Source organism: Dehalobacter sp. DCM (assembly GCF_024972775.1).
Classification (GTDB): Bacteria; Bacillota; Desulfitobacteriia; order Desulfitobacteriales; family Syntrophobotulaceae; genus Dehalobacter.
In genome coordinates this window covers 1,605,001-1,628,483 of record NZ_CP092282.1, presented here as the reverse complement: position 1 = coordinate 1,628,483, position 23,483 = coordinate 1,605,001, and the positions used below count along the sequence as shown (strand labels likewise).

At 45.7% G+C, this 23,483-nt stretch carries 15 protein-coding genes and 1 riboswitch; of the genes, 3 read left to right on the top strand and 12 right to left on the bottom strand.

Annotation, left to right across the window (positions count from 1 at the left end):
- Window positions 1-59 precede the first annotated feature (59 nt).
- From pgsA to LPY66_RS07590, 11 genes are all read right to left on the bottom strand, one after another.
- On the bottom strand, window positions 60-623 hold the full coding sequence (pgsA, locus tag LPY66_RS07640) for a CDP-diacylglycerol--glycerol-3-phosphate 3-phosphatidyltransferase (protein WP_337987484.1): 564 nt from the start codon (window positions 621-623) through the stop codon (window positions 60-62).
- Window positions 620-1,942 carry a 30S ribosomal protein S12 methylthiotransferase RimO gene (gene rimO, locus LPY66_RS07635; RefSeq protein WP_337987483.1) on the bottom strand — a complete coding sequence of 441 codons (1,323 nt, stop codon included), beginning with the start codon at window positions 1,940-1,942 and terminating at the stop codon, window positions 620-622. The genes pgsA and rimO overlap by 4 nt, the downstream gene beginning before the upstream one ends.
- A 136-nt stretch (window positions 1,943-2,078) precedes the next feature.
- The gene (locus LPY66_RS07630; protein WP_443112480.1) at window positions 2,079-4,121 is read right to left on the bottom strand and encodes a YgiQ family radical SAM protein; all 2,043 of its coding nucleotides are present in this window, start codon (window positions 4,119-4,121) and stop codon (window positions 2,079-2,081) included.
- A gap of 201 nt (window positions 4,122-4,322) precedes the next feature.
- The gene (locus LPY66_RS07625; protein ID WP_337987481.1) at window positions 4,323-5,219 is read right to left on the bottom strand and encodes a helix-turn-helix domain-containing protein; all 897 of its coding nucleotides are present in this window, start codon (window positions 5,217-5,219) and stop codon (window positions 4,323-4,325) included.
- A 96-nt stretch (window positions 5,220-5,315) separates the two neighbouring features.
- Window positions 5,316-6,353 carry a tRNA 2-selenouridine(34) synthase MnmH gene (mnmH, locus tag LPY66_RS07620; RefSeq protein ID WP_337987480.1) on the bottom strand — a complete coding sequence of 346 codons (1,038 nt, stop codon included), beginning with the start codon at window positions 6,351-6,353 and terminating at the stop codon, window positions 5,316-5,318.
- A 126-nt stretch (window positions 6,354-6,479) separates the two neighbouring features.
- Complete coding sequence (locus LPY66_RS07615; protein WP_337987479.1) at window positions 6,480-8,798, bottom strand: DNA translocase FtsK; 2,319 nt, start codon at window positions 8,796-8,798, stop codon at window positions 6,480-6,482.
- Window positions 8,799-8,917: 119 nt separating this feature from the next.
- Complete coding sequence (locus tag LPY66_RS07610) at window positions 8,918-9,211, bottom strand: EAL domain-containing protein (RefSeq protein WP_337987478.1); 294 nt, start codon at window positions 9,209-9,211, stop codon at window positions 8,918-8,920.
- Between the two features lie 315 nt (window positions 9,212-9,526).
- A complete protein-coding gene (locus LPY66_RS07605; RefSeq protein WP_337987477.1) occupies window positions 9,527-10,456 on the bottom strand; it encodes a hypothetical protein in 930 nt (309 codons plus the stop codon).
- A gap of 13 nt (window positions 10,457-10,469) precedes the next feature.
- Window positions 10,470-12,224 carry a hypothetical protein gene (locus LPY66_RS07600; RefSeq protein WP_337987476.1) on the bottom strand — a complete coding sequence of 585 codons (1,755 nt, stop codon included), beginning with the start codon at window positions 12,222-12,224 and terminating at the stop codon, window positions 10,470-10,472.
- On the bottom strand, window positions 12,208-13,299 hold the full coding sequence (locus LPY66_RS07595) for a radical SAM protein (protein ID WP_337987475.1): 1,092 nt from the start codon (window positions 13,297-13,299) through the stop codon (window positions 12,208-12,210). The genes LPY66_RS07600 and LPY66_RS07595 overlap by 17 nt, the downstream gene beginning before the upstream one ends.
- The gene (locus tag LPY66_RS07590; protein WP_337987474.1) at window positions 13,292-14,248 is read right to left on the bottom strand and encodes a hypothetical protein; all 957 of its coding nucleotides are present in this window, start codon (window positions 14,246-14,248) and stop codon (window positions 13,292-13,294) included. Before LPY66_RS07590 ends, LPY66_RS07595 begins: the two co-directional genes overlap by 8 nt.
- Window positions 14,249-14,483: 235 nt before the next feature.
- A riboswitch (cyclic di-GMP riboswitch) is annotated at window positions 14,484-14,568 on the top strand.
- An 81-nt stretch (window positions 14,569-14,649) separates the two neighbouring features.
- Here LPY66_RS07590 and LPY66_RS07585 point away from each other — a divergent pair.
- A complete protein-coding gene (locus LPY66_RS07585) occupies window positions 14,650-16,236 on the top strand; it encodes a cell wall-binding repeat-containing protein (protein ID WP_337987473.1) in 1,587 nt (528 codons plus the stop codon).
- A 226-nt stretch (window positions 16,237-16,462) separates the two neighbouring features.
- Here LPY66_RS07585 and LPY66_RS07580 read toward each other — a convergent pair whose 3' ends face one another.
- Window positions 16,463-20,971 carry a cell wall-binding repeat-containing protein gene (locus LPY66_RS07580; protein WP_337987472.1) on the bottom strand — a complete coding sequence of 1,503 codons (4,509 nt, stop codon included), beginning with the start codon at window positions 20,969-20,971 and terminating at the stop codon, window positions 16,463-16,465.
- A gap of 201 nt (window positions 20,972-21,172) precedes the next feature.
- On the opposite strand from LPY66_RS07580, the gene LPY66_RS07575 reads away from it, so the two are divergent.
- A complete protein-coding gene (locus tag LPY66_RS07575; RefSeq protein ID WP_337987471.1) occupies window positions 21,173-22,729 on the top strand; it encodes a transcriptional regulator in 1,557 nt (518 codons plus the stop codon).
- Window positions 22,730-22,795: 66 nt separating this feature from the next.
- Window positions 22,796-23,191 carry a LytS/YhcK type 5TM receptor domain-containing protein gene (locus LPY66_RS07570; protein WP_337987470.1) on the top strand — a complete coding sequence of 132 codons (396 nt, stop codon included), beginning with the start codon at window positions 22,796-22,798 and terminating at the stop codon, window positions 23,189-23,191.
- Window positions 23,192-23,483: the final 292 nt, after the last annotated feature.

Genomic DNA, 23,483 nt, shown 5'->3' with positions numbered 1-23,483 from the left:
ATTTTTGCCTTAGTCATTATTTCACCATTGCCGGAAAGCTATCCAAGGTAATTATTTTTTTATTTCCTTGTTATAAACAACTGCTTGGATTTCCAAATATAATCCACACCGGAAATGATGGTTAAGGCCAAGGCAATATAAAGCAGGGGTTGGCCAAGATGGATGTTCAGCGCACTGAGCGGCCAATCTCTGAGAATCAGCAAAGCAATGGCTAATAGCTGGGAGACAGTCTTCCACTTTCCGAGCTTACTGGCAGCGATGACGACCCCGTCAGCAGCAGCAATTGCCCGAATACCGGTAATGGCAAATTCACGTGCGAGTATAACCCAAACGATCCAGGCCGGAACTGTTCCTAATTGGACAAGCGCAATCAGCGCTGCCGATACCAGCAATTTATCGGCCAGGGGATCCAGGAATTTACCCAGGTTGGTGACGAGATGATATTTGCGGGCAATATATCCGTCGATACCATCGGTTGCGGACGCAATAATAAAAAGAGCACCGGCAATATAATCCTGGCAAGCGAAATAAGCTGCCCCTTCCGGTGTTCGAACCAATAGGACGACCATAAAAATCGGTATCATAATAATTCGGATCAACGTTAACGTATTTGGCAGATTCATTCCAAACTTTCTCCTCCCATATCATAGCTGTCAGCCTTCGTTATTGTTGTTTGAAGAATATCTCCGGCAGTATGTTTTCCGAATACCTTCAAATAGATCTGTCCGTCGATCTCAGGCGCATCTCCTTCAGTTCTTCCGGTCCATTGCTCAGGAGCGGTCTCTTCTTCCAGGATCACGCGAATGACTTGCCCGATGCGCTTCTGTTGGATGCTTTCGGCTATTCCAGCCTGGGCCGCCATTAATCGCTCCTTGCGTGACTCTCTGACCTCAAGGGGTAGTTGGTTTTTCATCCGTCCCGCCGGTGTGCCTTCTTCTTGTGAATAGGCAAATACACCGATTCGGTCCAATTTTATTCTTTGGACAAAGTTTAGCAGATTGTTAAATTGCTCTTCCGTTTCACCGGGAAATCCGGTGATAAACGAGGAGCGGATAAAGATATATGGAATTGCTTCCCGCAGCTTCGCAATTAAGTCTTCAGCCTCTTCCGCTGTATTTCGCCTGTTCATACAGGCAAGAATATCATTATCCCCATGCTGGAGCGGAAGATCAACATATTTGCATAGTTTCGGTTCACCCGCGATCAGGTCGATAAGTTCCTGCGAAAATGCTTCCGGGTAACAATACATCAGTCTGATCCATTGGATACCGTCTATCGCAGCCAACCCACGGATCAATTCGGGCAATCGTATCCTGCCGTACAGATCCAGGCCGTAACGCGTTGTATCCTGAGCAATAAGGGCGATTTCCTTAACCCCTTCGTCCGCCAGTCTTTTGACTTCTTCCGTGATCGATTCCATTGACCTGCTCCTATACTTCCCTTTGATCTGAGGGATAGCACAGTAGCTGCAGCAATTATCGCAGCCATCCGCGATCTTGACATAGGCAAAATAGGGCGGGCTCATACGCAGCCGGGGCATGTCATGCGAATATAGAAAATCCTGATGCTTTTTGTTGCGAAAAACACGTTCTTCTGTTCCGGCCACATCGTTAAGTATCTTGTCCAGATCGCCGTCACCCAACACACCGTCCAATTCCGGAAGCTCCTTGAATAAATCCTTGCCATAGCGTTGAGCCAGGCAGCCAACGGCATACACCTTCTCACACCGGCAGTTATTCTTATAGTTTATCATTTCACAAAGGGCATCGATAGATTCGGCTTTAGCTTCTTCGATGAAGCCGCAGGTATTAACGATGATCACATGGGCTGAGGCCGGATCATCCGTCATATCAAATTGGGTACCGAGCAATCCGCTGATGATTTCACTGTCAACTTGGTTTTTTGGACATCCCAGATTAACCACTGCCGCTGTTTTCTTCAATTTCAGTCCCTCAAATCGGTTTATAATATTTATTACTGTCAGTTCAAAAAGAATGGGGCATCACTATGATTGATACAACGTTCAAGAATCAATTTAGTATATAACGCAGGTTATAATCATGTCAAAACCCTTTGCTCTAGTTTTTGGCGCCGTCCTTATTACTTATTTTTCGCTTATTCGGCTTATTTAATTGATTGGGCTTATTGGGTTGACTTGATTTACCTCGTTTATCTTGTTTATTCGATTGATTTGATTTATCTGTTTTATTTGGTTTATCATTTTTATACAGGGGGATGGCCTTTTTTGAACTCATCTTTGTTCCGTTATGTTTTGCCGCCTTTGCCGACCCGCCAGGTTTGTTTGCACTGGTCTTTTCTGCCATCTCGGCTTTGCTTGACTCGCCCTGTTTAACTGAATATGAACGTTTCGGCCTGATCAAACATTTTGGCCCATAGCCGATCAGATCCGTCCTTCCCGCCTCCTCCAAGGCAGCATAGACTATGGCGTACTTCTTCGGATCCCGGAACTGCAGCAAAGCCCGCTGCATGGCTTTATCCTTTTTACTTTTTGGTACATACACCGGCTTCATGGTCAGCGGATCAAGGCCTGTATAAAACATGGCTGTCGATAATGTTCCCGGAGTTGGGTAGAAGTCTTGGACCTGTTCCGGCTGATAATGGATATCCTTTAAATACTCGGCCAATTCCACCGCCGCTTCCAGCGTGCTGCCGGGATGACTGGACATAAAATAGGGGACGATGAATTGTTTTTTGCCAAGGCGTTCGTTGATTTTAAAATATTTCTGACGGAATTGCTCAAACGTCTTTCCCGCAGGTTTTCCCATGGTATGCAATACTTTCGACGAGATATGCTCCGGTGCAACCTTCAACTGGCCGCTGATATGATGCTCGATGAGTTCTTTTAAGAACGTCTCGCTTTTATCGGCCATAATGTAGTCATAGCGCAATCCGGATCGGACAAATACTTTCTTGATCTTAGGGAGTCTACGCAGTTTGCGCAGAAGGTTAAGGTATTCCTGATGATCGACGCGCAGACGGTTACATGGTGCCGGATGCAGACATCCCTTGTCTTTGCAGGCACCATTTTTCAGTTGCCGGTCACAAGCCGGATGACGGAAATTCGCAGTCGGACCACCGACGTCATGAATATACCCTTTAAAATCCCGGAGATTCGTGATCGTGACCGCTTCCTCCAAAATCGCTTCTTCACTGCGGCTTTGAACGATTCGTCCCTGATGAAAAGTCAGTGCGCAAAAAGAACAGCTGCCAAAACATCCCCTTGAACTGACAATACTGAATTTAACCTCTTCAAGAGCAGGAATCCCGCCTTCTTTGTAATATAGCGGATGCGCTTCGCGCACATAGGGGAGTGCGTAGACCGCATCCAGTTCTGTCCGTGTAAGCGGCATTTCTGGTACATTTTGCACCAGATATTTGGTTCCATGCTGCTGAACCAGTGTTTTTCCGCGGATCGGATCCTGTTCCTGATATTGGATCTTAAAGGCTTCCGCATATTTTATCTTATCTTCCGAGACACCTTTAAAGGAGGGTATCTGAATATAATCGCTGATTTCCTCCAGACTGTCTACCGTATAACACGTTCCGGGGATATGCCTGATATATCGCACTTCCATCCCGTTATTCAAATACTCGGCGATTTCAACGATTTGCTTCTCAGCCATGCCATACACCAGAACGTCGGCACTGCTGTCGATAAGAATTGATTTTCTGACCGCATCATTCCAATAGTCATAATGGGAAAAACGGCGCAGACTGGCTTCCACGCCCCCGATAATGATTGGAATATCCCGGTATGCTTCGCGTATCTTATTACAGTAGACAATCGTTGCCCTGTCGGGGCGACGGCCCATCTTCCCCCCGGGCGAATAGTGATCTTTATCTCTGAGTTTCTTATTCACCGAATAATGGTTGACCATTGAATCCGTATTCCCGGCAGTGACTAAAAAACCAAGCCGCGGCCGTCCGAAACGTTTAAATTCGTCCGCTTGTTTCCAATCAGGCTGCGGAAGGATCCCCACCTTATAACCGGCATTTTCAAGCACCCTGGATATAATTGCATGCCCGAAGCTGGGATGATCGACATAGGCATCACCCGAGACCAGAACAAAATCGACCTGTTCCCATCCCCGTTCTTCCATCTCTTCTTTATTAATGGGTAAAAATGACGTGGAGCTGCGCACGCAAAATCCTCCAGACTATTAATAAAATAAGCATATTCATTCTATCGGTATTTGTTGTATTTAGCAAATAGTGAAAGAAGCTATACGAATAAAGAAACCGCAGAAACATACCGTAACATGTTTTTGCGGTGTCAGTCCTTTAATTATACCTTACGTATCCTACTGCTCTAAATCCGGATCAGTCTCTGTCTGCTCAGTGGTCTGGGGCGTCTCAGGCGTTCCTGTCAATGTATTCAGATTGTTCAAATCGATAACATAGTTATCAACGACAGCACCTGTCTTGCCCAGCGGCGGGAGTGTTTTTCCATTAACGGTAAGTGTCAATCCCCCTGCATTTCCGACTCTAACAAATTCGATTTTCTGGTCGGCTTCCAGGGTCTTGGTTGTGCCGGAAGCAACCATCCCGTTGATCTCTGTCTTCCCGTCCACTTTGACCACAAGCCAGCAATCTGAGTTAAAGTTAAGCTCGGCAACAATCCCTTCATAGACCACCGGCTGTTCTCCCGGCTGCCCAGCCGGCTGTCCGGAGTTCTGCGCCGGATTAGAGGCGTTATCATTCTCGGTGTCGTCGGGATTATTATCCTCTTGTGCTGTTTGAGGAGGCGTGGGCAGGGTCGGTGGTTTATATCCGATTTCCGGATTGTCACCTCGTGTCAGCATAATAACGACAACCACGATGATAATGGCAACAACCGCCATCACTGCAATCACCAATGGCCTGAACCATACTTGTTTTTGCGGAATCGGCGCTAATGGGGTTGTCATGGCAGGTTGCGCTTCTTTACCAAACGACGTATTGTATTTATCGATGATCTCCTGGGGATTAAGTCCCAGGTGTTTAGCATACGTCCTTAAAAATCCCCGGGTATAGGTTGCTCCCGGTAAGACGTTGTATTCTTCATTTTCCAAGGCGCTGAGATATCTGACGCGAATCTTGATGGCATCCTCAACCTCTTCATAACTCCAACCTTTTTCTTCTCTGGCCATCTGCAGAATGGCCCCTTCACCAGCCATGGCCTCACCACCCTTAACATTTTCATCGAAGATTTGCTTCATTTAATAATAACAAGTTTAAAACTTTTAGTCCCTTAAATAATGCCATCCGTTGTTTTATTATGTGATGTCATTGATTCTTTTACTGGATAGTCAAAGTTATACCGCGAAATTCTCATCTAAGAATTGCTCAACTTCTCGCAAAGCAACTTGGGGCGCCTCGTGGGAAACACTGAGGCTAAATGCCTCTGATTTTTCATTAGGATAACCGTACAGGTGATCATAATAATCTGCGATCAGATATTGCGCAAATTCCGTATAAGCCTTTTTGCTTAATAATTCATTCAACTGAGAAAGCTTCACTTTTCCTATTGTTTTTTTTAGTCTTTCCAACGCAGCTTGAAGTTCATCCATCATTTCAACATTTTCTGTATAAACGCGGCACAATCTCTTTGCTCTGTTTTCCAGTGTATCATACAAGAGGATATTCGTTCCCTCCTGCATCGCCTGAAAGACAGTGCCTGGAACGGATACTCTGCCGATCCGCCTGCTCTCGCATTCCATTATCAGATAAGAATAATCTTTGTAGCGTTCGATCTCATCATAGAGCATCGATTCAAACTGTTTCTGACTCGGCTGAGTGCCCAGACCAATATGTCCGAAGACAGATCCGCGATTATTAGACAATCCTTCCAAGTCAATCACCGGATAACCATGCTCTTTAAGACCCGCCAACAGTTCTGTTTTTCCGGCGCCGGTATTTCCTTTGATGACCACGATGTGTTGATCACATTCGTTTTCAAAAAAGGAGACGACCTTTTGCCGATATGCTTTATACCCGCCGGTCAGACGATAAACATGAAGTCCCATCACATCGAGCACGGCAGCCACGGATTTGCTTCTCATCCCGCCCCGCCAGCAGAACATAAGGATAGGTTTCTTTCCGGCGATTTCTTCCACTTGTTTATATAAGACAGGCAGTTTTCTGCTTGCTATTTCCAAGCCAAGCTCCATTGCCTTTTTGGGTGACTCCTGCGAATAAATGGTCCCGATCTGAGCCCTCTCTTCATTGTTAAAAATCGGGACATTCACTGCCCCGGGTATTGTCCCGTCGCTGTATTCATGTTCCGATCTGACATCAATATATACAGCATCCGCTAGCTTGGATAATTCTTCGACTAAAATGTCTTGAAGCATACACTTTCTCCAAATTCTGATATTCTACATTTTTTACGCTTATCCTTCAAGAAACCAGCAATAGTTTAAATTTATATAAAATAAACTAATATATGGATCTATAAGTAATTAGCCATGCTTATTTTACTAATTATTTAGGTTTATGCCAAATTTCTGTTCAAACTGTCCTTTGGAGAGCAACACTTCACGGGGTTTTGATCCCTCGGAGGGTCCTACGACACCTTTTTCCTCCAGCATATCGACAATCCGCGCCGCACGCGAGTAACCGATCTTCAGTTTTCGCTGAAGAAGCGATACGGAAGCTGTATTGGTTTCCATAAACACAGCCGCCGCTTTATAGAAAAGCTCGTCTTCCGGTTCTTCAGCACCAGTACTGGCCAGCGCCATTTCCGGTATCTCGAAGTATTCCGGCTTCGCCTGTTCCAACAAGTAGTCTACTATATTGCGTACTTCTTTGTCCGAAAGGAAGCAGCCCTGAACTCTGACCGGTTTACTGATACCCATGGGATGGTAGAGCATATCCCCGCGTCCGAGAAGCTTTTCTGCACCGCCCATATCCAGGATCGTTCTGGAATCGATCTGGGATGATACCGCAAAGGCGATTCGGGAAGGAATATTCGCTTTAATCAAACCGGTGATGACATCAACCGATGGGCGCTGTGTTGCGACGATCAAATGAATACCGGCAGCCCTGGCCATCTGTGCCAGACGGCAAATCGAATCTTCGACTTCACCGGGGGCGACCATCATCAGGTCCGCCAGCTCGTCGATAATAACGACCACATAGGGCATCGGCTTTTGCTCCGGATCCTTCTTCTCACTCACAAGAAAATTATAGCGTACAATATCCCTGACGCCGGCGACAGCGAACAGTTCATACCGTGTTTCCATTTCTGTTACGATCCACTTTAATGCACCGGCAGCTTTTTGAGGCTCGGTGACAACCGGTGAAATAAGGTGCGGGATCCCGTTATAGATCGCGAGTTCAACAACCTTAGGATCAATCAACAAGAGCTTCACTTCATCCGGCCTGGCTTTATAAACAATACTGCCAATAATGGTGTTGATACATACCGATTTACCGGAGCCGGTAGCGCCGGCAATCAAAAGATGGGGCATCTTCGTCAGATCACCGATAATCGGTGTGCCGGTAATATCTTTCCCCAAAGCCAGGCTGAGCTTGCTTTGCGAATCCTGAAAATCATCAGTCTCCAGGACCTCACGGAAATGCACAATGGCTACCTCTTTATTGGGAACCTCGATACCAACTGCCGATTTGCCCGGAATAGGGGCTTCCATACGGATGTCGGATGCCGCCAGGCTTAAAGCGATATCATCCGAGAGACTGGTTATCTTGCTAACCTTAACCCCGGGTGCCGGCTGTAGTTCAAAACGGGTAATCGCCGGTCCTTGAGTGACTCGCGTGACTTTGACACGCACACCAAAACTCGCCAATGTTTCTTCCAGTAACTTCACATTATCGGCGATGTCCTTATTGGTCCGCTGTCCTTTTTTCATGGATTTGTGGACCAGCGTCAGCGGCGGCAGCTTATAATTACCATACTTCTCCGTCTTCCGTTGAATCGGTGTACTGGTCAATTTCCCTGCCGGCAGCTCCGAATCGCTCTGAAATGCCGGCGTATTCCGTTCTGTTTGAATAATTGGCGGGTTAGGGACTGTCGTTTTATCTTTCTCTTCGCCAAATATTTCGATAATAGGACCGCTATGCCGGGTATCAAAATCTTCTCTGACATTTTTTACCGGCATTTTGTTCGGTTCACTTTTTTTCTTCTCCGCCAGCGCTTTTTGTCGGCTATACGTCTCTTCTTCCTGCCGTTCCCTTCGTCCGTCTGCGAGTACTTTCACAAAATCGGTCAGATGATTTCGAATCAAGCCCGCGCCGTTTGCCATCGCTTCCAGCACATCCTTGACCGTCGCCACCAATGACCGGTTAAGCGCGAGAATCGCACCGATCACAGCCAGAACAGCGAGAATAACGAAACCTCCGCCAGGTCCGATTGTTTTAACCAGCGCCATGCTGATTGCAGCGCCGATTATTCCGCCGCCCTGGCCATATCGAGCCATCGCCATCAGTGTCGATGGTAGATCGTTATCGGATAGCCCTAAATGGATAAATCCTTCCGCGACCAGCCAAAGAAGAATGATCCCCGCTATCCTGGATTTGAAACTACTTTTGCGGGTACTCATTAATCCGATACCAACCGCGCCAAGAATAATAAATATTCCTATACTGCCTTCTCCTGCTAAAAGGCGTAAACCCTTGACCAAGGCAGCTACCACAGTGCCATTTCCGTTTGAATAAAGCAATACAAAGCCAAGACAGGCAATACCGACGATAAGAATCCCGATGATTTCATTCCGGATCGTCTGACTAACCGTCTGTCTCTTGCTGCGTGCACCCCGACGGGTTTTTTTTGTTGCCAATGCTAAACCTCCAGCAAATATATTCTATACGATTATACATCGTAAACAGGATATATTTCCACAAACCGTGCTCTAAATCCTTTAATTTAATAAGCCGCGGTCATTTTCGGTTGAACATCTTATTTGCGCTTTCGAGATACGCCCTTTTTTCTTGCTTTTATAAACAATTCCTCGAAATCAGCGGCTGGCACCGGCCTTCCAAGGTAATACCCCTGGGCTTGGCTGCATTCCAATCCTTTTAGAATATCGATCTGTTCCTTGGTTTCGACACCTTCGGCTATCGTTTCTATCCCCATCGCTTTAGCCATGGTTATAATGGCATGTACCACTTGAATACCCGTACCATTGAGAACGGTAAGCTGATCAATCAATGATTTATCTATCTTGATGCGGTTAAACAGAAACTTGTTCAAGTAACCCAGTGAGTATTGTAATAGTAAGCATAATAATAATTCAAATCATTGGCCGCAAAAACGATAATGCCGAGACCATAGAGTAATATACGCCGCTTGAGAATCCCATCCCGCCTGGAATAAATCTTAATGATTATAGCGATAATGATAAGAAAATCAATAAAAATACAAATGACCGGAACGGGGAGACAGAGGGACGTAGACCTTTGTCCCCTCCGTCCCTTGATTCTTTTTTCATGAGGTCCCATGTAAATGGAAATGGAAATAAATTTCTTTGTAGCATGAAGTAGTAACGAATTGCTTGAATGTCCAGAATTATATTTTAGGTGGTGTCGTCATCATGCTGATCAGATATTCAATCATCGCATTCGTCGATACCGAAGTAAACCCTATTTTTTTGCCATCGGAGTCTATCATCAGCGCATCGTGAAGTCCCGCCTGCAAGAAAAGGGCTTCGCCGCTTTGAATTTCATTGTTATCAACTTTACCGATGCGAAGGTGAAAAACGTTTTCGATAATAAGCATATTCACAGCCATGGCGTATGCTTCCCGAACCAGACTGTATCCGGTTTCATTTTTGCTAATATATCCTGCGTCAATCAATGCCTGCAGAGCGATTGCCGCTATTTCGGGATTCACCGATACGCCGTCCGGTCTTAATCGGCGCAAATACGAACCGAACCAGCGTGTCTCTTCATAGTTTAAGGCACTAAGGATCTCATCCAGGCTAAAACCTTCCGGTATCATGCCTTTTCCGGCGCAGGCAACGAGTGCAGCCTGACGTGTCAAATCTGTCAATGCTGTAAACACCTGTGCGGCAGCCGGGTCAAGCTCAATATCCAGAGAAGCGTTTACCAGATGGCTGATTCCGGTTATTTCGTTAAGAATCGTGAGGATCGTCTCCGTATCCTTAATATCGGATACTATCAGTGTTTCTCCGGCATTGTCGACCCAATATACTCTATCCCCGTTAAAGTAAGCGACCTTATCAATTTTCCCGAAAGGGCCGGCAACTCGGAATCCTGCAAAGCTTTGAGCCCCGGCTAATCCATTAAAAAACTCGTATGCCGTCGGCGTCAGTGCTCCTGCTGTATCGATGATTCCTTGATCCATAAGCCCTTGCTTATCCTGTTCGGCAAAACCCGGTGCCTGGACGGAATAAAGCGGCGAGATGATTGATTTTTCATCAAATGCGGATCCCAGCCAGGTTACAGCCTCCGGCTTCAAGTGAAATCGTAAACTCATACAGTACCTCCTATTAATACACATAAGTAACCGGGTTATACTGATTCACAAAGTTGTTTATGCTATCGGTAGTATTTTGAATGGCTTTTCCTGCCTTATAAACGCCGGACAGGCCGCTCTCAACAAACGGTGTATACGCTTTGCCGTCTGCCACGCTGACGGCTTCGATTCCCTGACCGGTATATCCCTGTTTCCAGTTATCAAAGATGACCGGATCGCCTTTGATGAAATTTTTGCCCTGGTCCGTCGCCCAGCTTTGCAGGCCGTTATTGATCGCTGTCTGCCCGAAGCTTTGGGTCAAAGGGTTTGAATTCCGGATGGAGTTAATAAACGAACCGACATTGACATCCGACCAATCCAGTCCTTCAGGTATTTTTCCGCCTTCTGGCAGGATTCCGTCTCCGAGGACATTTAAGGATGAGTCCAAAGCGCCTTTCATTGCGCCTTTAAAACCGGAAGTCACGATATTTGTCAGAAACTCGCCTTCTTTCCCTTTCTCAGGTCCGTCGACAAAGGTTCCATACATTTCTTTACCTGCCTCAGCGCCGACATTATAGATATTCTGGGCCGCCTTACCTGCAGCTTCGCCCCAACGGTCCCCGACAAATCCCCCGAGTTTATCTTTGGCGATATCACTGAGTCCTCCCAAAGCACCCTTACCCACTTCGTTGAGAATATTCCCTTTGGCCAACCCTTCGCCGAGTCCCCCGGCTACACCTTTAAGTCCGGTATAAGCAGTTTTGATCGTCTTTCCAACCGGTCCCGTCACATTGGAAAGGATATCGACACCGGTGTCGGCGGCCGTTTGCGTCAGTTCGCCTGCTTTCGTCAAGACATTCCAGAAACTTGCTTTGGCCATTTCATTTTCTGCGACCTTTTGCTGCCATTGCTGTTCTTTGATCAATTCATCTCTGCGCGCGTTATTGCGCTCTTCTTTGGCAACATTAATCTCGTTTTGCAGCTGTTCCATTTTTTGTTTGTGTTCCTGTTGGATCCGGATTATTTCCGGATCCGGGCCAATCGGAGTACGATCCTTCGGGGTGTAATTGATCTCGGCATTGTTTGCTTTCAGCGTTCCCTGAAGCTCATTTTCCCGTTGCTTTAAGGCTTCAATCTGGCTTTGCACCGCACTGGTATCGTAGCTTTTATGCTGCCCATACCCTTTAGCGACAGCTTCCAGGTAAGCTTTTTGCTCTTTGACCTGGACCAGATCCTCCTGCTGTTGTTTGACCCAATCGCTCTTTGCCGCTTTAGCTGCTGCTTCTTCCGCCTTTGTCACAGCCAGCTGGTATTTTTGTGCTTCGATTTGGTCTTTTTGACTTTTTAAATAATCGATATAGTCTTGATATTGCTGATTCATCTTATCAAAGCTCGGGTCGCTCTTATCCGCTGTCGTCTGCGCATCAGCCCATTGCTTTGTATACGCGTCGATTTCCTGGTCAATTTTGCTGCCGGCTGCCTCCAGTTTGGCGCTCTCCGCATCCAGTACCCCACCAATCAGCGCATCCTTTGCCGCAGCATCTGCGGCCATTTTCTCGGCGGCTGCCTGCGCCGCCTGAGCCGCTGCAGCCATGGCACCCTCTAATTCGGCGTCTCCGCCTCCTCCGCCGCCACCGTCCTCTTCATCCACTTTGTCGCTTTCCTCAACCCTGCTGCAATCACATTGAAATACAGCAAGTCCCACCAAAACGGCAGCGACAGCATCGCCAAGCGACGCGCCAAAACTGGTACTGCTTGAATTGGTAACAAACTCAGTTCGTATTTTCAATCTTTTTCCCTCCTCGTATCATCCCGCATAGGACGATTTCAGGTACAACCGGACATCCGCCAAGGCAATAGCCCTTCAGACTGCAGTCCGGACAACTATTTCTCATTATCTTTCGAAATTCATCAAATTCCTTGCTATTCCAGGCTTCCAGCAATGTATGGCGACGCAAGTCAACCTTCCAGCGCTGCTGCTGGTCAAAGCTGCAGGGCAGCATCTGCATATCCGGCGTAACATAAGCGCTGAACCGTCCGCCTTCACATGGCTCGATGCTGGCCGGATGGACTTTCCAAGCCATATTCAGAAGTCCCGGTACACAACAGCTGTCGAATCCGGCGATTCGGCAGTTTTCTGCGTCATTGAACAAGCCGAAAAAGTAACGCACCTTTGGATTCAGGATATCCAATACATTGTCTTGCCGCCCCAGTCCCACCGGTTTGTGCAGCAGGAAGATGATTCTTCCGATCCCCTTGGGGATTCTTTTTTGTTCAATGAGCGCAATCGCTTCATCCAGTGACTGATTGCTCAGTACATAATGAATATTGGTGTGAACACCTTCATCCAGTAAGGCAGCGATAGCCTTTAGCGTATATTCTGAACGATACCAACTGACTGCGGCGGCTCCGCAATATTCAGCGATCAGGCGTGCCTTGACCGAAGTGAGCCCGAGCCCGGATGTTGTCATATTCGGAACGACCCCAGCCTCGCGTGTACTGACCAGGATTGCTTCAAAATCGTCATGCATGTCCGGATCTCCTCTGCCTCCGAGAGCAATCTGACATACATGGCCTTCACACTGCCGGATTATCGCTTTGTAATCCAATAAAGACATGTTCGGCTCGTGTTTATGCCATCCATCCTGATAGCACTGAACGCCCGACTGCACGCACAGACCGCTGCCGCCATGATCACAATGGCCCATGATGCCAATGTCCAGCAGATGAGGCATTTCCGCCATAAAGGGTTCTTCCCCGGTATCTTCACCGTTCTCGTTCAAAACATTGCTGCGAATATATAAGCCGGTATCCGCGTCAAATTGTGTTTCAAAGCCGTATGTCCGATCTTTAAATTTACGCATCGGCTTGTTTGGATTTCATGACCACTATCAGTACTAAGCCGGCGACCACGGCAATCGCCCCCAGGATATACCCTATATTCTCTCCCAACGGCTTTCTCAGAACGGCAAGCAGAATACTGCTCAGAAAGCCAAGCGTCAGTCCGCTGAGCGCTACATAAATATGATGATTGCGTACTGGGCTTGGTTTACGCAGCAAGACAAACAGATCATTCATAACGACGCGTCCGGTCATAAACGGAATACTACGCGGTCCATCACCAAGCGCTTTCATTATGGCAAATGCAATAGCCAGTGAAACCGCGATTTTATCAATCGCATTGTTCCGTGTCAGAAAATTAGAGATCATCGCAGCAAGACCGGCGAATAGGATCAGAATGCCGAGACTGCGTGCCCCGACTTCCGCCCAATTTTTTTGCAAATCAGGTATCAGCGATGTAAAATTTGTTTTTACTTTACGGAAGCCCTCTCGCCGTACGCGCCGGACTAAAGGGACGATGACGCGAAGAACGACAGTGGCATAGATGGCTTTCCCGATAAAATTATTGTAAGAAGCCGTCAGAAAGACCAAAACCAGTATGATCTTATCCAGGAACATCCACAGCGGCGCCAATGCAGGTGCCGCAGCCATCATCTTATACGCGCTGAACGTTCCTAATCCCGTCCATATTACAAGAATAATCGGTATCATCCACCCGTATTTCCGTAATATCGGCGGCAGAGATTGGGCAACATTATGCAGTCCAAGTTTCAGCAGATTTATTGTCGATCGGGGATCTCCCACCTCCAGTCCCTGGAGCTCCATACGCCGTTCTTTCTTCTTTTTTTGTGTCAGATCAGAACCATTATATCCCTGAGGCCGGGGTACAGGTTCAGGTGCAGGATCACTAAGAATCCTTAGTGGTATTGCCGGTGGCGGTAGTATTACCGTAACATCGGTTTCGTTGGACACATTCTCTCCTCCATTCGTAACTAATCATCAATAAACCCTACGTCATTTTGAGCCACAACCATCAAATTCGAATATTTTTCTCTAAAAAACATTTAATTCCTTCATGTAAACTTGTATCCGCGAGCATTTGTCATTGACATATGCAGGCGAACGATGCCGCAAATGGATTGACAATCGTCGGAAAATTCAATAGAATTATTTCAACAATAAATGTTTCGAAATGAATATATATTTATGACGACAAGAGCACACCAGCTGAAAGGCTGGGCCGCAAAGTCATGGGTCTAAAGCATTTATGCCAGGATTGCCAGACTGCCGAACCATAGAGAGCATTAAACAAGCATCTATGATTCATTGATCGCTTGTTTTTTTGTTTTATTCTTTTAAGAAATGGAAGTGAAATGTTGATGCCGCGCGGCTTAAGAATCTTTCTTTGTATAACAGCTTCCCTGATCCTAGTCCTTTCATCACAGATACCTGCTTTGGGCAACACGGAAGAGACCACCATCCGTGTCTCCGGGCAAGATCGCTATGCAACCGCTGCCGCGATCGCCCATACCGGCTGGACACAATCGGATTATGCAATTATTGTCAGTGGCGATAATTACCCGGATGCTTTGGTTTCTGCTGTAACAGCTAAACAGTTCAATGCACCGATCTTGCTCGCAACAAAAAAATCCCTGCCGTCAGCGACCAAACAAACCTTAACTGATCTTCAAGTGAAATGTGTGATTCTTATCGGCGGGACTGCTGTCTTATCGAATACGCTTCAGTTGGAATTACAGAAGATGGGAATAACTGTAACCCGTTGGGCTGGCCCTGACAGGTATGCGACCTCCGTTGTCGTAGCCAGTCAATCCGTTAATACGTCAGAAATTTTTATCACATCAGGCGATGGCTTTACGGATGCCCTTTCGGTATCTTCCATCGCCGCCTGCAAAAACGTACCGATAATTTTAGTCTCAAAAGACCGTATCTCACCGGAAGCAGAAGCATATATCCAATCTCATCCGATTACCAATACGTATGTGATCGGTGATACCGATATTATCAGCGATAATGTCGCTCAAATGTTCCCAAATCCGGAACGGATCACCGGGGTAAATAAATATGATCGAAACATTGCCGTCATCAACCGCTTCGGCTGTGACGTACCTGGACCTAACGTCATGATCGCGACCGGTGAGGACTACGCAGACGCTTTGTCCGGATCAGCCTATGCCGCAAAGACGAACTCGCCGATTGTTCTTGTCAGTTCAACCCTATCCGCTTCGACCCGCTCGTATTTTGATTCCAACACCTCGGGGAAAACGCTCTGCATTCTGGGCGGCGAGTCCGCAATAAGCAATTCCACCATTGATAAACTAATCTCTGAAAATGGATATCGTTATTCGAATAATCGTCGCAGCATGAAACATTCCCGTGAATGGGACAACACCTCAGACTTTTATCCCGAGGAATCTTCCGATCCGCTGCTTGATCTGGGATATACAGAAGAAAAATACATCCTGGTCTTTGGTTCTCTAAGCAATCCGGTCTATCCAAGTGCCACTGAGTCCGTTCAGCATATGACGACGATTTCTGTCGATGTCTGGCTATTGAAAGCAAGCGGTGAAAAGTACTCAGGAAAACGCACATTGACCGTCAATAAGGCTATTGCCGACCGGATTCAGTCAGTATTCAAAGAAATCTATGAAGGCCCGGAAAAATTTCCAATTTATAGCGTTCAGGGATATGCCTGGCGCCCGGAACCGACCTCGGAGCACCGCTGGGGACTGGCCGTTGATATCAACCCGAATGAGAATTATATGATTACCAACACCGGCGTTATCAAGGCTGGATCTTTCTGGAAACCGGGAATAAGTCCATACTCAATTCCATTAAACGGCGACGTTGTAAACGCTTTCAATAAATACGGCTTTACCTGGGGCGGAAACGCCTGGCACTCGTCAAATGATTATATGCACTTTTCCTATCTGGGGAGATAAAATCTACTCTACTCTACTCTAAAAACAATTTGTAACATTTTAACGTAACCGTCAAATAAGCAGGTGTATAGAAATAGAGCAAAGAACAGTGTAAACTGAAATCTTTGCTCTATTTGCAGACAGCTTGAATTTTGGGATTCCACGAATATCATTGGCAGGGCATCATCGAAGTATCTCGAAGATGTGACCAGCAATTACAGTGTTTTATGGCTATTTACTTATTTTTTTACTTAAATAAATCCTCAATAATAGATTGTGGAATCGCGCCCGTACCACCACAGATGATTGCATCCGTATACGCTTGAGAGTCCAAATATTCCTCAATCAGCTGCATTTCTCCTCCTACGAGAAGTACCGGAGAGTTATAATGAGCAGCCAAGGTCGTGCCGGAAAGCGCATCCGGGAAGTCCGTTCCGGTTGCCAGCAATACCTTTTTTGTATCAAGGTTAAAGTATTTGGCAATATTCAGCGCTGTCAGATAACGGTTCTGACCTTGGATCCGAATCGCTGAGCCAGAAGACAAGCCCGTTAGCTGCTGAAGCTTCTGAGCCAAGGCTTCGGAGACTGCGCCGCTGCCGCCTATGAAATAGATTTTACCCGGCGCAAGGTTTTTTAAATAATCAAGGGAGGCCTGATTAAGAGAATCCTTGCCGCTGAGCAGAACAGGATAGCCGAGCGAGGCTGCAATGGAGCTGATGCTCAAAGCATCCGGGAAATTTTCTCCGGTAGTAATAAATACAGGAGTCCCCTTCGCAACATTGAGTTTCTTGAGTATTTCCAGATTGGTCAGATATCGATCCTGGCCGGAGATCCTTTGGATATTCTTTACCCCCATCTCCCTCAGGGCAGCGAGAAGTTTTTCGGATACTGCGCCCTGTCCGCCCAAAATATAGAGCGTACCGTTTTCGGTCAGATGTGTCCTAATATAGTTGAGTACTTCCTGACTGTCCTGCGCTGAATTGCCTCCCAGTAGAATCGGCGCATCCAGCAGGTTGGCCAGGGAGCTTCCTGATAAGGCGTCGGGGAAATTGAATCCGGTGGCCAGAATACAATGATTAATAGGGCCGCTATAGAGGCTTTCGGCAATGGATACTGAGGTAGCAAAACGGTCCGAACCGCTTAGCCTCTGGGTAACTACATTAACCCTTGACTCAGGAAAGATATTGGGTGAAGTCGGTTGTTTCCAAAATACAGCAGACAATTCCGGATAATTGCCGGAAGCTTGCAGCCATGTATAAAGCGTTTGATCAGAGACTGCATTTAAAGCACTATTTAATGTATCTCGGAAACCTGTTGCTTTCATTGCGGCATCAATCATTTTTCCGGTCGTCGCTGTAGAATTGTCGCTGCCTGCTTGAGCCCCTGCACCGCAGGTATCAAGCCAATAGGAATCCGAAATCGTGCTTGCGCCTTCGGTTTGACCTGAGATACCGCCGATTTCAGCAGTCCCGCCCGCTGCCGGTGTTGCATCAACGCTTCCAGCATTATAACAAACAGATATGTTGGAACTGTATTGTGTTTGTCCCGCAATACCGCCTGCACGGTTGTTGCTGCTGCCTGTTGCAGAGATATCACTGCCTTCAGTGCTATAGCAGTTAATAATGGAGGCATTTTCGCTTAAATTCCCAGCTATGCCTCCTGCACAAGCCCTTGTTGTGCTACCCGAACTTGGAATTGTCGTGGCTAGGATATTACCGCCTTTATAGCTGGAATTTTTGATGACTCCATCACGCGCATAACCGACAATACCACCTGCAAACGATGAAATCCCATTATTCAGAATCGTAACTTGTGCAATAGCCGTAACGTTGCCGGTAAAGGAACAATTATCTATTACAGGCCTGCTGCCGCCTGAACTGAACATTGAAGCAGCAATGCCGCCTGTCATCGAACTTGTTGCATACCAGTTAACTTGATAGATGACGTTGCCTGATACATCGAGGTTCTTAATAGCTGCATCGCCGACAAGTGCGCCGAACAGTCCTCCTGACTTATTCGTCGTAAATGCAAACTGGTTGACATTTAGGTTGGTAATAGAATGTCCATTTCCATTATAAACCCCTGTGAAAGGAGTATCATAAGTAAGCCCGATAGGTGTCCAGTCAATGCCTGTCAGATCTATATCCGCTGTTTGGATGAAGTTATAACTCAAGTGGTCGTTAACATGAGCCAATTGTTTAGCCGTACTGACATGATAATAAATCTCACCGTCAATTTCGGTATATTCATTGAATCCGCCGTCATCTACTGAAGTAAAGCAACCTGGAATCAGGCAGTTCTTGATTTTTACTTTTGCCGTGCTGCTGTCTTTGGTATAAACGTAATAGCCGCTGCCAACTCCTGTATGACTGCCTTCCAGAAAATCGGTGTCGGCAAGGCTGATATACTTGGGCGCAGTGAGAGTGCCATTGATCGTTGCCGTTCCGGCAGTAACATTAACAGCATAATTACCAAATGCACCTCCTACCGTGACGTCGCCATAGACTTCGGCACTGCCCCCAAAGGCAACACTGACGCCATTATAGGTGCACTGGATATCACCTTTTACCAGCAATGTTCCGGCACCGCAGGTAATACCGCTTCCTGAAGAAATGACATCGCCATCGATTATTATACTGGTATCCTCAAGCGACGATATCGCTCCCTGTCCACCGGAGTAAATTGTACCTTTAACAATAACCTGGCCACCTGCCTGGGCAAATACTCCGTTATTTCCGCTATGGACATCTCCTTTGATAGTGAGTGTCCCTTCAGTGCAATCGGCACCGTTAGCGTAACCATAAGATATAACATTTGTTACCGTAGCTGTGCTGTTTCCGTCCAAGCGGAGACCGGAACCATATTTTTCCGGATTATTGCTGCCAATGGCGTTGAGTTCTCCGCCAAGAGAATCGTCGATTTCGAGTATGCTTCCATCATGCACTTCAATGCCTTGACCCCAATCGTCAGTGCTTGAAACATTAAGGGTATAGCCGTTCAAATTAAAGATAAGATGCTTGTTTTCTAAGACTAAACCATCAGTATAATCGATATCGGCAAGCAACTTTATGGTTTGCCCATCCGTCACTTCGGCCAGCGCATCAGTCAGGGTCGTGTACTTTGTTGTTGTATCGGTTATCTCACAAACATAATTATTAAAATCAGGCAGTTGAGCATATAGTCCAACGTTGTCAAAATAAGCCCTGCTGGTTGAAACATTATGAGCAATCAGACTCAATGTTGTCGGTGCCACCGAAGGGTTCATCGGTATATCAGACGCCTTTACAACCCCATTGATATATACATCATAAGTTTTAGAAACCATGTCATTGTCTAAAGTGACGCGATACCAGTTTCCGACTGTATAATTCTCAATGTATAGTCGGTCTGCATCATTGCCGTTTTGTACCGCAACAATTGTGCCGTCACCTTCAAACCAGATACTAGATATTCTTGTTCCCCATGGCCCTACACCTAGGTTACGAAGAGCAAGCTCAGCATTGCGGGAACTTGTCACTGGTTTAATATAAGCGTCTAAGATAAGATTGTCCGGCAGAGAAACAGGCAAAGTTACGAATTGTTCTGAAGACCACGAAGGTGCGCCTTCTAGTTGAAAAACTTTTCCTGTTGAACCATCAAATACCTGGGCAGTGATGACCGTTTGATTAGCATCTCCTGTGCCGTTATATTGCTGTGTAAAAGATAAAGGGAAAGTATTTTCAGCATAACTTTCGAAATCATCATAGAAAATGTCCGTTTCTTCACTAGAATCGGTCATCGATAAAGTATAATTACTAAAATGGTTAACAGTAAATGATACGGTGTTAGTATCATCATTGAAAGCCAGGTTGCTGACCGTACCGCCGGCAACATCTGCCGCTACAGCAGAGAAGTCATCTGTTGTCAGTCCGTCAAATGATAATGATGAGATTGATACGACCGCACCTAAGCTCTCAAGAAAGGCAAGTGCTGAAGGCGTTACATCAACCCCCATCGTATACTGCTCTGTTGCACCATCGGTCGGAATGGCCACCTGCTCCATGATCAATCCATCGTCCAGTCCCGCAATATCTGAACTGTTAACCATTAGATTTAAACCGGTAAAAGCTATGGTTCCGGTTATTCCATCGGCTATGGTCTTACTGAAGGATATATCCATATCTCTGAGATCCTCGGTATCCTGTGCACTGCTGCCAATAACTGGGTCACTCGTCACGCCGTCCGGCATTATCATGACACCATCCATTCCAACCATGGCATTTTTTGTACCTTCAGTCAACACGATATAATCAGGCGTTTGCCCCTGTAAAACATTTTGCCAGGATGAACCGTTATAAACATAAAGCTTAACAGCGACGATTCCCACCGTCAGGCTATTTCCCAATGTGCCTGTGACCGGTGAATCAAGAGTTCCGTCTGCCTGAAGTGTCCGTTCCACATAAAACCCGGTACCATCCCCCATGCCGTTTGACAGTGTATCAGAGAAAACGGTAAAATCAGAAAAACCTGAAAGGTCTGCCACACCTAAACAAACTCTTAGCGTTGTTCCAGCAGGAATTCCAGCTGGCGAAACACCGACCGGGATACCCGTCAGATTAAAGGAAAGTGTATCTCCGGCAAAGTAAACCTGATCCAGATCTCCGTCTGTAAATACCGCAGCCGGCTGCTGAGTAGCCGATACCGGTATCTGTATTGCCACAATCATTGACAATATCAATGATAAGGCCAATACGCAGGATAAGAATTTTTTACGCATTCCTTTTTCCTCCCTCAAATTCACATTTGCACGTTATTCACCTCACTATAAACCAGTTTATCATTTCTGAATTGTGCATAAAATCATCTGTGTATTATTGACAATGTCAATTATCTTGACAGGATTCTTGTCAAGATAATTGATTTTCTATAAATACAATTGCTATAATTTACACAAAGTAATATGCATGAGGTGCGTAATATGCAATTCAACGAAAAGCTAGATTTTTTAATGAATATTACTAAGACTACCAACAGCGCTCTATCAATTTATACAAGAATTGACGCTTCGCATATCAGCAGACTGCGTAAAGGACAAAGAGGCGCTTTGAAAGATATCACCTCTATCAATGCAATGGCCACCTATTTTGCCAGCCATTGCAAAGAGGATTACCAGCGAAAAGCTATATGTGACGCACTTGATGCCAACCCGTTTAATTCTGAGGCAAGCGAGCTTTCTGCATTGATCTCTCGATGGTTGTCTGGAGAGGTAAAAAATGAAGTATCTACAGTAGGAAATTTTCTATCAGGGTTTTCTAATTACACTTCCAGGCAGTCGGTACCGCTTTTTTATGTTTCTGAGAAAATTCCTAAGAAGAATGTTCCGGCTGTATCCATTTTTTACGGTGTAGAGGGCAAAAAACAGGCCGTTATTCATTTTCTCACAGATGTACTTACTCAAGGCACTCCGAATACCCTGCTTTTGTTCAGTGATGAGCCTACTGATTGGATGACAGCTGACCGGGAATTTGCGATGAAATGGGCCTCATTAATGTTCCAGATTCTCATGAAAGGTAACCGGATAAAGATTATTCATACCGTCAGCCGGAACTTGGATGAGATGCTGAATGCCATCAACCAATGGATGCCTCTTTATATGACAGGCGCAATCGAACCTTACTTTTATCCCAAAAAGAGGGATGGGATCTTTAAACAAACCTTATTCATTGCCCCAAATGTCTCCGCTGTCATATCACGCTCAGTCGGTCATATGCTTAATCAGGCTGCTAATCTCTTTTTTAAAGATAAAAAAGCGATTAAAGCCTATGAAGAAGAATACAAACAATATCTTATTCTATGTAAACCGCTGATGATGATTTTTACATCAAAAGATGAGGCTACATATTTTCATACCCTTCTTGAATTTGAAAAGGAAAAAAGCGATTCCCTTATTAAGACGGAATCACTCTCGTTGTTGACTATGCCTGAGGCAGTAACATCCAGTATTATCTCCCGATTAGGAAAAAACGGCGAGAATCTGATTAATTACCAGAAGAGCAGAGTTATTCTGTTTGAGGCACTTTTGAAAACTAATATATTTTCAGAAATTATCTGTCTTCCTGATGTAACTACGGTATTGGCATCGAAAGTGAAGGTTGCCTCTTCGGATATGCTGAGCGGTGGTTCAGCATACTATACTCCGCAAGAATACGTGCTTCATCTTGAACGTCTCGTAGATCTATTGAAAACCTACAGTAATTTTCATATTTATCTGACTTCAGAGATAACAGAAGACAGGTATACTGTTTACTCCAAGGAGGACGTTGGTACCATCGTTGCCAAAACGTCTACCCCATCTATCATCCTTGCCATGAATGAAAATAATATGACAGCGGCATTTTGGGACTTTTTAAAACATATGACGGGAGATAATAGTAATCGAACTCCTGACAAGACGGAAACTATAAAAAAAATGACCAGTTATATCCTGGATCTAAGAAAATCTATGTTTGATCTTTCATCGAGAATTGATACATAAAATGAAACGTATCTCGATGCTAACTGAATTTACTTTATGGAGGTTTATTCGTGCTTAGCATTCTGAGTGGTCTTTCCGTCAATCTCCGTGCTCATTATCGCTTCCGTGACCTTAGGAAACTTGATCGTCAGAGATAGAATATTAGAATTCAATACTAAGACCATGCTGATTATCAGTATACTAACCGGGATACTTGGATGCCTGCTTATGGTTTACAGCTTAAGGGTCACACCGAGCGTAATTGTCGATTTTCGCTGCATCCCTATCATAATTATGGGTATCTATTGTTCAATTTCAGCTTCGACAATCGCAGCTTTATTGATTGGGCTTTTCAGGATTGGCTATTTCGGATTGTATACCGCATCAGTGATCACCAGTCAGCAATTTTCTGCCCGCTTCTGCGGCATTCACGGATTCGCTGGATCCATTGATTCAATCGGTATTGCTGTGCGACTTCCCTGATATCCATCACTACTCCTCCTTTAGAGTTTTTTTATATAAGGCACTCTGTTACTATTAAGCGCTTACGTTGTTGGGATACTGTGGATTACTAATACAACTACTCTGATTTTAGGTTAAAAAAGTTTGCATACTTTTTCAACTATTTCAACCGCGGTACCTGTCCCCTCGGTTGCTTCTGTCCCCTCGGTTGCTCCCCTCGGTTGCTCCCTGTCCCCTCGGTTGCTCCCTCGGTTGCCAGTTATTTAAAGAAAGAACCCGCTGCTATGACGGGTTCTTCTTGTTCTATTTTTAC

Coding starts and splice junctions, on each gene's coding strand:
- LPY66_RS07595 (WP_337987475.1), bottom strand. CDS start 13,299: ATGCGTAAATTTAAAGATCGGACATACGGCTTTGAAACACAATTTGAC.
- LPY66_RS07580 (WP_337987472.1), bottom strand. CDS start 20,971: ATGCGTAAAAAATTCTTATCCTGCGTATTGGCCTTATCATTGATATTG.
- LPY66_RS07575 (WP_337987471.1), top strand. CDS start 21,173: ATGCAATTCAACGAAAAGCTAGATTTTTTAATGAATATTACTAAGACT.
- LPY66_RS07605 (WP_337987477.1), bottom strand. CDS start 10,456: ATGAGTTTACGATTTCACTTGAAGCCGGAGGCTGTAACCTGGCTGGGA.
- LPY66_RS07585 (WP_337987473.1), top strand. CDS start 14,650: ATGTTGATGCCGCGCGGCTTAAGAATCTTTCTTTGTATAACAGCTTCC.
- LPY66_RS07625 (WP_337987481.1), bottom strand. CDS start 5,219: ATGAAGCAAATCTTCGATGAAAATGTTAAGGGTGGTGAGGCCATGGCT.
- mnmH (WP_337987480.1), bottom strand. CDS start 6,353: ATGCTTCAAGACATTTTAGTCGAAGAATTATCCAAGCTAGCGGATGCT.
- pgsA (WP_337987484.1), bottom strand. CDS start 623: ATGAATCTGCCAAATACGTTAACGTTGATCCGAATTATTATGATACCG.
- LPY66_RS07630 (WP_443112480.1), bottom strand. CDS start 4,121: ATGGAAGAACGGGGATGGGAACAGGTCGATTTTGTTCTGGTCTCGGGT.